Below are 14,073 nucleotides of genomic sequence, written 5' to 3' on the forward strand. Positions count from 1 at the left end.
AATATTATTCTCTGTACAGATTTTTTCTCAGTGATTTGCGTTCTTCACCTTAATACTTTGGTTAAAAATAATGAGCTGATTAACTTAGCTTTAACTAACAAGATATGAAGAAGTTGGGGATGAAGATTAATTGAGTAAATGGGCTTTTATCCTTTGGTTTCGCACCATTCCAAGACCGTAGAAGCCATCACTGTCAATCGTTCTATGAATATAATTGAGTGAAGTTATACTAATTTTTCTGTAGAAATGCTCCCATTTATCTTTTTTATTGAATTTATATTATTCGATGTCAAAGAATGTAATGTGAATTAAGCAAGTTTCACATACAATAGAAATTTATTATGTTCATAGTAAAGACAAACATATAATTATGATTTGATATCAATATCAGTAAAATTACGTTAAAGAAATTACTAAATCCTTACAGTAACTTGTCATTGAAGATATGGGACTTTATCAAAACTTTAAAGAAAAAGTGCATAATATTAGAGACAATTTCGAGTAATTCACATACAATGTGATTACTTAAATACGTGATTAACCTTAATTTATCTGTATCTTAGTTAAATTGAATAACCAATTTATCTTACTAAGAAACAATCAAGACGAAAGTGGATTTAATTAAAAAATTTCCACTGTTAAGTCTTGCAAGCAACGCAGTTATTAAAAAGTTTACAAAAACATGGATAGCGAAAACCTCCGACGCTATCAAGTCACTATGGTATCAACTTACTACGCTGACACAAGTTGCCTTGATGATTTTGTCATGTCAGATGGAACCGGGCAATCATATAGCTCGGACATTATGACACTTCTGCACAGTGGGAAAGTTTTGATCGTCAATAGTCGGAGACGAAATGGATTAATATTGTTTAAGCGCTACCATGCAGAATTTGCGGGGCCTGGTGCAGCTATTGGTGGAGATTATGATGACGATTGCCAAATGGTAATACCTATAGGCAATCTTTCGCTACTAACACCCGAATCTTATGAAGAACGCCAAAAAGCTTATTTAATAAGACGACAGTGGATTCGCTTAATTAAACAAATTACAGAAAACCCAATACCTCAGCAGCGAGTACAAAGAATATTAGATCAATTTGAACAGTATTTTCCACCCGCAACAGTAGCTGAATTGCCCGATATTGCTTTTGCTTTATTGGTGGGAGTACTACCGCAAACCGTAAGTATGGTACGCCGTTGGGGTAGCGAAGGGGAATGAGGGGCTGGGGACTGGGGACTGGGTAAGAAATTAACTCAAACCTCTAATATCTCTGAAAACGGCTTGTATATGTTTGAGTGTACGTAGGTTTTCTGCTGGACTACCTATAGTAATTCTTAGTCCGCCGCTAATTTGGCGTACTAAAGTTCCGTAATTCCTGAGTTGTTGATGTAGGTTTTGTAATGTAGCGGCTGATGAAGTTTCATCATTTGATTTGAGTCGTAGGAAGATAAAGTTGGCTGCACTTTCGGCAATGATTAATTCTGGATGGTTAGAGAAAGCGGTGATAAGTTTGGCGCGTTCGTCTAGGGTTTGGGGAATTGACTCTAGTAAGGTAGCACGATTTTGTAAGGCAACTAGGGCGGACGCAATTGAGAAGCTAGGTAGATTGTAGGGTAAGCGGACTTTTTCTAAAATAGCGATCGCCTCTGGATGAGCGACACAATAGCCAACGCGCATGGCTGCTAGTCGGAAAGCTTTGGAAAAGGTACGTAAAATTACCCAATTAGGACGTTGTAATAATTCACTAACTAGGGTATTTTGACTAAATTCAAAGTAAGCTTCGTCAATGACTACTAAAATCTGTTCACTCAGACTTTTCAACCATGTCAACTCATTTGCTGTTAAAGGGTTGGCTGTTGGGGAATTGGGATGAACGACAAACACCACCCGAAGGGGAGGATTTTGAGTTTGGCTGATAGCGGCTTGGGCTGCTGTTAAGTCAATTTCAAAAGTGCTAGAATTCCTAGATACAGATACTACAGGGATACCTAAAGTTTGTGCCAAAATCCCGTACATAGAAAAAGTGGGATTGGCGACTAAAATTGACCCTTCTCCCCCTAAACAAGTAGCAATTAATAAAGACCGAATTAACTCATCCGAACCGTTACCGACAGAGATATTAGCGGTGGTAAAAGGGGATGATGAAAGATTAGCTGACTCATTGACATATTCGGCGATCGCAGTTTTCAACGCCTCATGTCCGCCATCAGGATAACGATTATTTTCGATTACCTCCGCAAAAGTCCAGGCCAGCTTTTGTTTTAACTCAGGTGGCAAATCGTAAGGGCTTTCATTGGTATCCAGCCGATCTAATTGGGCTGGGACGGCTGCGGCTGTATCGCTGCTGGGGTGGGGTTTGTAGGCGTTAAGTTGGGCTAAATCTGAGCGGATGAAAGGAAGCATAATTTTTAGTCAATAGTCAATAGTCAATAGTCATTAGTCATTAGTCATTAGTCATTAGTCAACAGTAAAACACTAAAAGGTTTTGGACTATGGACTATGGACTATGGACTATGGACTGAGTTCATATTTTACCGCTTTCGGGTAACTGGCAGAATAGGCTGATTGCTTGCCAGATTTCTTCCATGACATTTCCTAAAGCATGGTCGCTGTCGAGTTCTACTAATTCTACCCAAGGACGGTAACGAGCAAAATCGCGGCTGGCTGTGATGGGAATGACTTCATCTTGTTTGCCATGCAGAATCAAGGTAGGGATGGGGCGTTGTAAGGTGTGTTCTTGGTATTGAGCTGCATCTGTGACGAAATTGTAACTTAGGGGGAGAGATTTTCCTTCGCCATAGTGGTATACTTGATAATTACCTTGTTGTTGCCAAAGTTGTATGGCTTCCTCTCCCAGTTTGGGCAACCAATGGGAGAGAAAGGCAAATGCTGGCGCGAGTAAAACTAGGCGTTGCACTTGTGAATATTGCTGTGCTAGATGAGCAGCAGTTAAACCTCCTAAACTGGAACCAATGAGTGTGACTGGCACAGAATTATCAGGGAAAAGTGCAGCTACTTGCTGAATTTGGCGCGTAATTGTTAACCCAGAAAACCCGCCTGTATTGAGATCAGGAATTGTTAGCTGTGTGTGAATTTGGGCAAACCGCTTGTTAATATCTTGCGCTTTCGCAGATTGAGGGCTTGAGGCAAAGCCGTGGAGGTAGATGTATTTGGTCACGGGGACTGGGGACAGATCAATTCAAAATTCAAAATTCAAAATGAAAGAATCCTGACAACTGATAACTGATAACTGATAACTGATTAACGCATTGTGACAAATTCCTCGGCGGCGGAGGGATGAATACCGACGGTAGCATCGAAGTCTTTTTTTGTTGCTCCCATTTTGACAGCGATCGCTACACCTTGGATAATTTCCGCAGCATCTTCACCCACCATGTGAGCGCCTAAAACTTTATCGGTGTTGACATCAACTACCAATTTCATCATGGTTCGCTCTTGTTTGCCTGTGAAACTATGGTACATGGGGCGGAAGCGGGTACGATAGATTTTGATAGCATCATCACCGAATTTTGCTCTGGCTTCCGCTTCTGTTAGCCCGACTGTGGAGGCTTGGGGATTGGAAAATACGGCAGTGGGGACGGTTTGATGGCTGAACTCTCGGCGGTTGTTGCCAAATTCGCTATCGGCAAAGGCGCGACCTTCGCCAATGGCTACGGGGGTTAGGTTTAAGCGGTCGGTGACATCGCCCACAGCATAGATATTGGGTTGGCTGGTTTGGCTGTATTCGTTCACAGCAATGGCACTTGCGGTACTGTATCCTGGCCCTTCTATAGCAGCGCCAACGACTTCCACACCAGCATTTTCCAAGCCTAGCCCTTCTACGTTGGGGACTCGACCTGTGGCTACTAAAAATACATCGGCAATAATTGGTTCTTGATTTTCCCCAGATAAGCTGATTTTTAAACCTTCTGGGACTTGTTCAACAGCCGTCACTACGTTATTATGAATAATCCGAATACCGTGATTTATCATACCTTCTTGAATATCGGTACGGATGTCTTCATCAAACCCTTTTAATATTTTGTCCCCTCTGGTAATTTGGGTGACTTCCGAACCCAAACCGCGCATGACACCAGCAAATTCTGTACCGATGTATCCAGAACCGATAATGGCAATGTGTTTTGGTTGTGTTTTCAGGTGAAATATTTCGTTGGAGGTGATGCCATATTCCATCCCTGGTAGGTCTGGTTTAACGGGACGACCACCAACGGCGATTAATATTTTATCGGCGGTATATTTGCGATGACCTCCGGTCGGTCGTAGACCATCGCCTACTTCCACTGTATGAGGGTCTACCAAGGTAGCACGACCTGAGATTAGTTCCACACCTGCCTTTTCTAGGAAGCTGATGTGCAGTTTTGACAGTCGCCGGACTTCCTTATCTATAGATGTAATAAAATGTTCCCAATTTAATTCTGCTTTCCCCACTTGCCAACCATAGCCTGCTGCGTCCTCAAACAAAGCCGGAAACTGAGAACCATAAACCATGAGTTTTTTCGGTACACAACCGCGAATGACACAGGTTCCCCCTACTAGGTCATTTTCGGCGATCGCAACTTTCGCCCCATAGCTTGCAGCCCGCTTGGAAGCAGCCAAACCCCCAGAACCAGCACCGATGACGAACAAGTCGTAATCAAAATTCATAATAACCTAACATATTCTTATCGATACTCTAAATTTAACAGGGGATGGGGGACAGGGGACAGGGGACAGTGATGATGAATATTTTCTCCTCTGCTCCTCTGCTCCTCTGCTCCTCTGCTCCTCTGCTCCTCTGCGTTTAAAAAAGTTTAACCGACAGCCAACTTACCCCAACCCACATAAGGTAACTTACTAGCCGTGACACGAACTTGCTCACTATTGGCTACCAACTGACCGCAAGCATCCCAAACTCCTGTCGTGAAAGCTGTTCTCGTTCCTTCACTAATAGAAACTGGGGCAGTAAAATCATCAACTTCCACTTCCAGGTTTTCTAAATCTATAGTCACAACTGCTTGAGGATTAGCAGCAACTAATTCTTGTATTTGTTTAACAATTACTGCCTCTGCCGTTACACAAGGTACACCTATTGCTACGCAATTACCGAAAAAGATTTCTGCAAAGCTCTCACCGATAATCCCTTGTATACCCCATTTTGCCAAAGCTTGTGGCGCGTGTTCCCGTGATGAGCCGCAACCAAAGTTCCGGTTAACTATTAAAATATTTGCACCTTGATACTGAGGTTGGTCAAAAGGATGTTCACCTTTTAAGGCTGTGCGGTCATCAATAAAAGCACCTTCACCCAACCCATCAAAGGTAATAGCTTTGAGATAACGTGCGGGAATGATGCGATCGGTATCTATATCATCACCCACTAAAGGTACACCACGACCTGTAATTTGTTTAACTTCGCTGACCATAATGATGATTTTTGATATTGGGGACTGGGGGAAGGGGAAAGGGGAAAGGGGAAAGGGGAAATAAACTAATGACAACTGACAACTGATAACTGATAACTGTCTTACAACAACTCTCGCACGTCTGCGACTTCACCCTTAATTGCAGCAGTGACGACCATTGCCGGACTCATTAGTAGGGTGCGACCGGAAGCTGAACCTTGTCTGCCTTTGAAGTTGCGGTTGGAGGAGGAGGCGCTAATTTGTCTTCCTTCTAGTTTGTCGGGGTTCATCGCCAAGCACATGGAACATCCGGGTTCGCGCCATTCAAAGCCGGCTGCTTGGAAGATTTTATCTAAACCTTCGGCTTCGGCGGCTTTTTTCACTCGTTCGGAACCGGGAACTACAAAAGCTTTGACTCCTGCGGCGACTTGGCGACCTTTGGCGATTTTGGCGGCTTCTTGCAGGTCACTGAGTCTTCCGTTGGTGCAGCTACCGATGAAGCACACATCAATTTTAGTGCCTTTAATCGGTTGACCTGGATATAAATCCATGTAACGATAGGCTTCTTCGGCTACGAAGCGGTCTTCTTCTGGTAGTTCTTCCGGCTTGGGAATCAATTGGTTAACACCAATACCTTGACCGGGGGTAATTCCCCAGGTAACGGTGGGGGGAATATCGGCGGCGTTGAAGACTACTACATCATCATATTGGGCATCGGCATCACTCTTGATGGACTCCCACCAAGCCACGGCTTGATCCCAGTCTGCGCCTTGGGGGGCAAAGTCTCTACCTTGGAGGTAATCGTATGTTACTTGATCGGGATTGACATAACCGCATCTTGCACCACCTTCAATGGCCATGTTGCAGACTGTCATCCGTTCTTCCATGCTCATCTGCTCAAATGTAGTACCTGCGTACTCATAGGCGTAACCAACTCCACCTTTCACGCCCAAGGTGCGGATGATGTGCAGGATGACATCTTTTGCGTATACGCCGGGGTTGAGTGTGCCGTTGACTTCAATTTTGCGGACTTTGAGTTTGGAGAGGGAGAGGGTTTGAGAGGCGAGAACGTCGCGCACTTGACTAGTACCAATACCAAATGCGATCGCACCAAATGCCCCATGACTGGATGTGTGGCTATCTCCACAAGCTATGGTCATCCCTGGTTGGGTAAGTCCCAGTTCCGGGGCGATGACGTGAACTATACCTTGGTTGCCGGAACCGATATTGTAAAAAGTTATGTTATTTTCTTGACAATTTTGCTCTAACGCTTGGATCATTTCTTCCGCCAAGCGATCGCCAAAGGGACGTGCTTGATTATCTGTGGGTACAATATGATCCACCGTCGCCACGGTACGCCCAGGAAATAGTACTTTTAAGTCTCGTTCCCGTAACATAGCAAAGGCTTGGGGACTGGTGACTTCATGGATAAGGTGTAGCCCAATAAATAGCTGTGTCAGCCCTGAAGGAAGTGTACCAACAGTGTGTAATTCCCAAACTTTATCGAACAGAGTGCCTTTGCTCATACGTCAATCGTTAAATAACGAGTCAGAGTTTTTATAGTATCAAAAAAAAGTCCAACTTATTCTATAGAAGTTGATCAATCAACATCAGGCTAAACTTGTGCATGAGTGAAAAATATATCATCTGACTCATCGGCGTTTATCGGCGTACATCGGCGGTTAATTTTATTTAGCCTTACTACTCAGCAATAACACGGACTAATGCAAAAGCTTTAAGCAAAAATCGGCTGTAGATTCAGAATAAACCCAGGGAGGACATCTTCACCAGATAAACTTGTGGGAGACTGTAAAATTTCCGGTGCTTGATTTGGACGATAAATTATGACAACTTTATCTTTGGGATTAATTAGCCAGCCTAGTTGCAAGCCGTTGGCTAAGTATTCAACTATCTTCGCTTGAGTATCTTCTACATCATCAGTTTCCGAAACTAATTCCACCCCAAAATCAGGACATAGAGGTAAGAATTTTTTTCTTTGTTGTGGCGTAAGAGTATTCCATCTTTCCATTGTTACCCAAGAAGCATCAGGAGAACGAGTAGCACCGTTAGGAAGTTTAAAACCTGTGGAAGAATCAAAAGCTTTGCCTAAATTCTTTTGACTGTTCCAAAACCATGGTTGACCTAATAAGTCAAAGTTACGGTTTCCGGTTTCTCCCCCAGTGGGTGAGATGATGACTAATTCTCCTGTAGCAGTTAATTCCAAACGCAACTCTTGATTTACAGCTACAATTTGCTCAAATTCCTCATCTGTCAATTTGAGATGGGGAGGTAATTGTAAAGTGAAAGCAGTCATCTTCGATTCCTCCCTACAATTTGGGTTGTGTGTGCTGTAAATAGGGAAAATTAGCTTGTACTTCTACTTTAGGGATTTTACCTCAAGCCAGACAGTATATTTTATGTAGTTACGCCAAAGGAAAATATTATGTCTTGGATAGAATTAAGCCTCGATACAACAAATGAAGGAGTTGATTGGGTATGTACGCTAGTCGCTCAAACTATCGATATTGATGATATTTACATCACAGAATATACCCAAGTCAATCAGGAAGGTATTCAACCTGATAGTTGGGCATTTACAATTAACTTATACTTAGCTGATGATGTCCATTTAAGGACAAGTATAGATAAAATTTTCCAGTTGCTATCCCCCTTAGAACGTACAGGTATAGCAACAGCAATTCGCACAAATATAGTTGAGGATAAACTAACCAACGTAGAGAAACTCAACCCTGTTATTCATCAGATTGGTCAACGCTTTGTTGTACTGGCTCCTCATATACCTTATCAGCCAGAAACAACAGATGAAGTAATTTTAAGATTAAATAAAAGCTTCTCTTTTGGTAGCGGGTTTCATCCTGCAACAATTCTTAGTCTCAAATTGATTGAGCGATATATCCTCCCTGGAATGAATACGCTTGATTTAGGCTCAGGTTCAGGTATTCTCAGTGTGGCGATGGCAAAATTAGGCGCAACTGTTTTAGCACTGGATAATGATATTGTTGCTGTGCAAGCAACTCAGGATGCTGTTATGCTTAATCAGGTTGAACAACAAGTTACAGTCCAGGCTGGTAGTTTGGGGTCTGGTAGCGATTTAGGACATTGGATGAACGAAGCAATTATAGATGATGTGCCAACAATTCAGCCCACAAAAAGCTTTGATTTAATAGTTGCAAATATCTTGGCACGAGTTCATGTCGCTCTCGCTGATGACTTCCAGTCGGCGCTGCGTCAAACAGATGCACATAAAGGACTATTAATTGCATCTGGTTTTACTGTTGATCATGAGGAAAATGTTGCTACTGCTTTCACCAATGCTGGGTTCGAGTTTGTTGATTGTGAGCGATTAAATGAATGGGTTGCATTTGTTTATAATCTGCTGTAGCAACATTTTCATATCTCAGCCACCTGGGTTTATCAATTAGTCTACAGAACAACTCTTCATAACTTGTCTGTTGTAAAACTGGCATTTCTTGCCAACATTTTCGACAAAAAAAGTAGACCTCACGACTGCGAATTTGCCGTAAAAGCCGAGTAGAACAGCAAGGACAATTATTCATGATGCTTAAAAGTTATAAAAAGAAATTTCAAAAAATGTAACGTTATGTAACCAACCCTTTAGTTACCTAACTATTTCCATAATTATGTCTTTACTCAGGAATATCTTCAGTAGAATTACGCAAAATAATATAAAGATTATTGAAGCTATAAATTAATTAAGTACAATTGCTTATGTGATTTCTAGAAGTCCCTAACAGCAGGCTCAGATGCACCAAAAAGAAACAGTTCAGTTAAGATCCCCCCACCTGCGGCGACCCCCTTAAAAAGAAGATCAGATTTAACTAGGACATAACCTCGATATGAGATTCTATTGATAAACAAAGGGGACAAGTAAAACTTCATGGGCTTCAGTACATCGCAGGTGACAGAGTTAAAAGTCTTTTATAGCCGTCGTCACGTAGGTTAGGACTTTCAGAGCTTGAATGGTAGGAATAGTAAGACTTGACCTCCTGCTATACTGTCTAGGTTTTCTGATTTCCTAATGTCCTCACTTTCTTGGCTATTGCTAGAATTCTTTATTCAAAGGAGGATCATGGTATTCAACAAAGTAACAGAACACCTGATTGCCCTCAAAAATGTGAAAAAATCTTATCAGCAACCCAACGGACAGCAGATTGTCATTTTAGAAAATATTAATCTTGAGTTGCGTCCGGGGGAAATCGTTGCGTTACTGGGGCCTTCTGGTTCAGGAAAATCTACTTTAATGCGGGTAATTGCGGGATTAATTACCCCCAGTCAAGGGGAAATTTTATATCATAATCATCCTCTAGTTGGTTTGAATCCTGGGGTAGCAATTGTATTTCAAAGCTTTGCGCTTTATCCTTGGTTAACGGTACTAGAGAATGTGGAACTAGGGTTAAAAGCTAAAGGAGAACCGCCTGATTCTCGACGACAAAAAGCCCTGAAGATGATTGATATCATTGGTTTGGATGGGTTTGAAAATGCTTATCCTAAAGAACTTTCTGGGGGAATGCGCCAGCGTGTGGGATTTGCTAGAGCTTTGGCGGTAGAACCAGAACTTTTATGTATGGATGAGCCGTTTTCGGCTTTGGATGTGCTGACAGCAGAAAACTTGCGATTTGAGTTATTAGATTTGTGGTTGGAACAACGCATACCTACTAAAGCCGTGCTGATTGTCACTCACGGTATTGAAGAAGCGGTGATTATGGCCGATCGCATTATTGTTTTAGGTCGTAATCCAGGCAGAATCCGTGCTGACTTACCTGTAACTTTACCTCATTACCGCGATCGCAAACACCCTAATTTTCAAGCCCTAGTAGATCAAGTTTATACAATTATCACTAACCCTGACTTAGATAAAATAGCCACCCCTGCAACCCCCTCTGTAGGAACTACGACACCACAACCAAGATATCAATCCTTACCTGCTGTACGTATTGGTTCAGTTGCGGGTTTATTAGAATTATTAGAAGACCGTCAAGAACAAGATTTATACAGACTTGCCCAAGAATTGCAACTAGAAGTAGATGATATTTTACCAATTGTCGAAGCGGCAAAATTAATGGATTTTGTAGAACTAGCAGAAGGTGATATTAGCTTAAAACCAATCGCCCAAGAATTTATCAATGGCGGTATTGATGAACGTAAACAAATAGTGCGATCGCAACTCTTAAACCATATTCGTCTAGTACAACAAATTTATCGTCTTTTAGAAGCTAAAAACAATCAACGCATTCCCGAAGAATTAGTTTTAGATATCCTAGAAACTCACTTTAGTCCCCAAGAAGCCCAGCAACAATTACAAACCGTTGTAGATTGGGGTCGTTATGCTGAAATATACAGCTATGATGAACCATCTGGGCAAATATTTTTAGTCAATAGTCAATAGTTTCTCCCCCCCCTCCCCCCACTCCCTCATCTCCCCCATCTCCCCCCACTCCCCCATCTCCCCCCACTCCCTCATCTCCCCCATCTCCCCCCACTCCCCCCACTCCCCCCACTCCCCCATCTCCCCCCACTTATGACTCGACCTCTCACTCCAGCAAACAAAACTCTGGGACGTAACGATTGGACTTGGCAAGATGGATTGCTGATTTTAGTAATTATTTCCTTAATTGTACTTATTATTAGAACTGGTTCTAAATTTGGTGGTACTTTTCAACCTGAGCTAACTATTTCTACAAATATTAGTGCTTTACCTGGATATACAGCCCAAACTTTAATTCGTATGGGGTTGGCTTACTTTTTATCTTTAATTTTTACTTTAATATATGCCTATACCGCTTATCGCTTCCGCATAGCAGAATTAATTTTAATTCCTATATTAGATATTCTGCAATCGATTCCAGTATTATCATTTTTACCGGGTGTAGTATTGGCTTTGATTGCCTTATTTCCAGGTCAGAGAATTGGTGTTGAACTAGCAGCTATCTTACTCATTTTCACCGGGATGACTTGGAACATGACTTTTAGTTTTTACCAGTCGCTCCAAAGTATTCCGCGTGAATTATTAGAAGCAGCGCAAGTGTATCGCCTGAATATTTGGCAACGGTTTTGGACATTAGAGTTACCATCTGGTGTGATTGGTTTGGTATGGAATAGTGTGATGTCGGTGGCTGGAGGTTGGTTTTTTCTAATTGCAATTGAATCATTTACTTTAGGAAATAAAGATTTCCGTTTACCAGGATTAGGTTCTTTTTTAGGTATAGCTGCTAATAAGGGAGATTTTACTGCTATATTTTGGGGTTTGGCGGTGTTAATTGGGGTGATTGTGGCGACTGATTTTTTTGTGTGGCGACCTTTGATTGCTTGGGCAGAAAAATTTAAACTGGAGATGGTGGAAACGGAAAATGCACCGCAATCATGGGTGTTGGATATTCTGAGGCGATCGCCTACTTTACGCGCAGTGAGCGAAAAGGTTGTTCAACCATTACAATCAGCTATAGATGACAGTTTAATTCGCTCATTTCCCTTACGTCCTGTACCTGTTAATAGCAAAGGTAATGTCAACTTACCGAGTTTTGTCAATTGGGTATTTGTGAGTGGCTTTACCTTAATTGTCCTGTGGGGGACTTGGGAAGCTGTGCTATTGTTGCGGACTTTGGGGTGGAATGATTGGCTAGAGGTAATTAGAGGTGCAAGTTTGACGGCGTTGCGAGTGACAATTGCTCTGATATTATCATTGTTGTGGACTGTACCTGTGGGGGTTGCTATTGGGCGTAATCGACGGTTAGCGCAAGTTTTGCAACCATTGGTACAAATCGCCGCTTCTGTACCAGCTACAGCTTTATTTCCTGTGCTATTGCTAGGTTTAACCCGGATTGCTGGGGGGTTGCAAATTGGAGCGATCGCACTGATGATGTTAGGAACAATGTGGTATATCCTATTCAATGTCATCGCTGGGGCGCAGTCTATCCCCTCCGACTTGATAGAAGCTGCTAGGGTGTATAAACTTTCACCTTTACAACGTTGGCGCACCTTAATTTTACCCGCTATATTCCCCTATTTAATTACCGGAATTATTACAGCCGTTGGTGGCGCTTGGAATGCAAGTATTGTCAGTGAGTATGTCACATTTCAAGGGCGAGTCATTAGTACTTCTGGGTTGGGTGCGACAATTTCTCACGCTACAGCTACAGGTAATTTTTCTCTGTTGTTAGCTTCAACTGTGGTCATGTCTCTATTAGTTGTGTTGACTAACCGTTTGATTTGGCGACCTCTGTACAATCTGGCTCAGGAGAAGTATCAATTATTGGTTTAGGTATGGTTTTAAGCTTCCCCGGTCTGAAGACGCGGGGATTTCTGAAGAGTCCATAAAAGAACTTTCTTAGGCTGACTTAAACAACCTCTACTGATTCCAGCTAAATCAAATTTAGCCATCATCGCTACTTTACGGATAATATTTGCAGCGCCGTTACAGTCTGCATTTATATTGATTCCTGTTCCAGTCTTAAACAAACCTCGATTGGGTCTAACTCCGCTACTTTTCCACCCTTCGGGTTTTGCACCGATTGTAGGTAGAACATCATTGTCTAGGAACGATGTTTTAGATGTATAGCTTTCTTCGGTTTCAATAAAATCAATTCCGTATTGTTCACATAACTTTTCAATACGAGATTTTAGTTTTGCTGTCGGTATCTGAACAAACTTCTGATTGTTGTTTTTACCTAAATCAGCACCATTTTTCTGCTCTTTATTCCATCCGAAAACAACGGAGCCAATATGATTATCAAGGCAATGGTTGATGACAATTCTTGCAGCTTTGTTAACAGCGTCACGCATTTGTCTATTACGTTTTTCTGTAATGGCTGCAAGTCTGTTAGACCAAAAAGCATGAGGTTTATTCTCTTTAATTTTTGCAACTGACTTGTTGTACCACTGATTCAAAGATTTGAGATGCAGACCATCGACAATAAAAGACGTTCCAACATTAGAGACGCAAGTTAACCAGTTGTTTAAACCGTGGTCAATTCCTAATACTGTTGATTGGTCAAGTTTGATTGGTTCTACACTTTGCTGATAAACAAACTCAGCATAAAAACATTTATTTCGTGGTAACAATCTGATTTCTTTTATGTCAGCCCAATCTAAATTAGTTGGCATTGGCAAGAAAAACTCTGATATTCCAAACCAAGCTTTAACTTGATTACCCAAAGGAAACCTAATAAACTGGTCTTTTAGCTTTAACCATCTTTTAGGGTATGTAACAGTAAACAAACCACCAGATTTTCTATAGTATGGAGTTTTTGGTTTCTGGGCTAACTCTCCTTTTTTTGACTTACTTAATAACTTTTTAAAAGATTTAAAAGCTTCTCCTACATTTAAGCAAGTTTGTTGCATTGCCGAAGCATAACCAGCATGGAAATGTTTATTATTTTTCATCTCAGCAGTTAAATCAAAACCACTAACAATTTTGCCAGTCTTCAACCACATCTGACGAGCATAATAAACTGCACAGTTGTACAAACTGTTGGATTCATAGCAGAGATATTCGATAATTGCTTTTGTTTCTTTATCGCATTTTATCAATTCTTGCTGACAACCAAACACTTAAATCACCTCCCGTAAAATGTTGCTAATCTATATTTACTATGTTAAATTATTGGTTGATAGATGTCAAACTATCCACCA

Annotated in this window: 12 protein-coding genes; 4 read left to right on the forward strand and 8 right to left on the reverse strand. The window is 41.6% G+C overall.

Annotated features, from left to right (window positions below):
• Positions 1–682: 682 nt before the first annotated feature.
• The gene (locus H6G83_RS22250; RefSeq protein WP_190476153.1) at positions 683–1,222 is read left to right on the forward strand and encodes a hypothetical protein; all 540 of its coding nucleotides are present in this window, start codon (positions 683–685) and stop codon (positions 1,220–1,222) included.
• 30 nt (positions 1,223–1,252) lie between these two features.
• Here the strand turns inward: H6G83_RS22250 and H6G83_RS22255 are convergent, their stop codons facing one another.
• From H6G83_RS22255 to H6G83_RS22280, 6 genes are all read right to left on the reverse strand, one after another.
• Complete coding sequence (locus tag H6G83_RS22255) at positions 1,253–2,407, reverse strand: histidinol-phosphate transaminase (protein WP_190476154.1); 1,155 nt, start codon at positions 2,405–2,407, stop codon at positions 1,253–1,255.
• A 121-nt stretch (positions 2,408–2,528) separates the two neighbouring features.
• On the reverse strand, positions 2,529–3,182 hold the full coding sequence (locus H6G83_RS22260; RefSeq protein ID WP_190476155.1) for a YqiA/YcfP family alpha/beta fold hydrolase: 654 nt from the start codon (positions 3,180–3,182) through the stop codon (positions 2,529–2,531).
• An 83-nt stretch (positions 3,183–3,265) separates the two neighbouring features.
• On the reverse strand, positions 3,266–4,669 hold the full coding sequence (gor, locus tag H6G83_RS22265) for a glutathione-disulfide reductase (RefSeq protein WP_190476156.1): 1,404 nt from the start codon (positions 4,667–4,669) through the stop codon (positions 3,266–3,268).
• A 146-nt stretch (positions 4,670–4,815) separates the two neighbouring features.
• Positions 4,816–5,424 carry a 3-isopropylmalate dehydratase small subunit gene (gene leuD / locus H6G83_RS22270; protein ID WP_190476157.1) on the reverse strand — a complete coding sequence of 203 codons (609 nt, stop codon included), beginning with the start codon at positions 5,422–5,424 and terminating at the stop codon, positions 4,816–4,818.
• A gap of 101 nt (positions 5,425–5,525) precedes the next feature.
• Positions 5,526–6,929, reverse strand: coding sequence for a 3-isopropylmalate dehydratase large subunit (gene leuC / locus H6G83_RS22275; RefSeq protein WP_190476158.1), 1,404 nt, complete (start codon positions 6,927–6,929; stop codon positions 5,526–5,528).
• 209 nt (positions 6,930–7,138) lie between these two features.
• Entirely contained in the window at positions 7,139–7,717 is a 579-nt protein-coding gene (locus H6G83_RS22280) for a Uma2 family endonuclease (protein ID WP_190476159.1), read from the reverse strand.
• 129 nt (positions 7,718–7,846) lie between these two features.
• On the opposite strand from H6G83_RS22280, the gene H6G83_RS22285 reads away from it, so the two are divergent.
• Positions 7,847–8,806, forward strand: a complete 960-nt coding sequence (locus H6G83_RS22285) for a 50S ribosomal protein L11 methyltransferase (RefSeq protein ID WP_190476160.1) — start codon at positions 7,847–7,849, stop codon at positions 8,804–8,806.
• Positions 8,807–9,514: 708 nt separating this feature from the next.
• Positions 9,515–10,831 (forward strand): ABC transporter ATP-binding protein, encoded by a 1,317-nt coding sequence (locus H6G83_RS22290; RefSeq protein ID WP_190476161.1) that lies wholly within the window; start codon positions 9,515–9,517, stop codon positions 10,829–10,831.
• On the opposite strand, the gene H6G83_RS22295 is transcribed toward H6G83_RS22290, so the two are convergent.
• On the reverse strand, positions 10,818–10,961 hold the full coding sequence (locus H6G83_RS22295) for a hypothetical protein (protein ID WP_190476162.1): 144 nt from the start codon (positions 10,959–10,961) through the stop codon (positions 10,818–10,820). The two genes, H6G83_RS22290 and H6G83_RS22295, sit on opposite strands and share 14 nt — an antisense overlap.
• A gap of 2 nt (positions 10,962–10,963) precedes the next feature.
• On the opposite strand from H6G83_RS22295, the gene H6G83_RS22300 reads away from it, so the two are divergent.
• Entirely contained in the window at positions 10,964–12,703 is a 1,740-nt protein-coding gene (locus H6G83_RS22300) for an ABC transporter permease (protein ID WP_190476163.1), read from the forward strand.
• A gap of 8 nt (positions 12,704–12,711) precedes the next feature.
• Here the strand turns inward: H6G83_RS22300 and H6G83_RS22305 are convergent, their stop codons facing one another.
• Positions 12,712–13,992: an RNA-guided endonuclease InsQ/TnpB family protein gene (locus H6G83_RS22305; RefSeq protein ID WP_190476164.1), complete on the reverse strand. Its 1,281-nt coding sequence runs from the start codon at positions 13,990–13,992 to the stop codon at positions 12,712–12,714.
• Positions 13,993–14,073 lie beyond the last annotated feature (81 nt).

The sequence above is a fragment of the Anabaena azotica FACHB-119 genome (assembly GCF_014697625.1).
Classification (GTDB): domain Bacteria; phylum Cyanobacteriota; class Cyanobacteriia; order Cyanobacteriales; family Nostocaceae; genus Trichormus; species Trichormus azoticus_A.

Excerpts from the sequence above, each read along its gene's own strand:
- H6G83_RS22255 (WP_190476154.1), bottom strand. The coding sequence starts at position 2,407 with ATGCTTCCTTTCATCCGCTCAGATTTAGCCCAACTTAACGCCTACAAA.
- H6G83_RS22250 (WP_190476153.1), top strand. The coding sequence starts at position 683 with ATGGATAGCGAAAACCTCCGACGCTATCAAGTCACTATGGTATCAACT.
- gor (WP_190476156.1), bottom strand. The coding sequence starts at position 4,669 with ATGAATTTTGATTACGACTTGTTCGTCATCGGTGCTGGTTCTGGGGGT.
- H6G83_RS22300 (WP_190476163.1), top strand. The coding sequence starts at position 10,964 with ATGACTCGACCTCTCACTCCAGCAAACAAAACTCTGGGACGTAACGAT.
- H6G83_RS22280 (WP_190476159.1), bottom strand. The coding sequence starts at position 7,717 with ATGACTGCTTTCACTTTACAATTACCTCCCCATCTCAAATTGACAGAT.
- H6G83_RS22290 (WP_190476161.1), top strand. The coding sequence starts at position 9,515 with ATGGTATTCAACAAAGTAACAGAACACCTGATTGCCCTCAAAAATGTG.
- leuD (WP_190476157.1), bottom strand. The coding sequence starts at position 5,424 with ATGGTCAGCGAAGTTAAACAAATTACAGGTCGTGGTGTACCTTTAGTG.
- H6G83_RS22285 (WP_190476160.1), top strand. The coding sequence starts at position 7,847 with ATGTCTTGGATAGAATTAAGCCTCGATACAACAAATGAAGGAGTTGAT.
- leuC (WP_190476158.1), bottom strand. The coding sequence starts at position 6,929 with ATGAGCAAAGGCACTCTGTTCGATAAAGTTTGGGAATTACACACTGTT.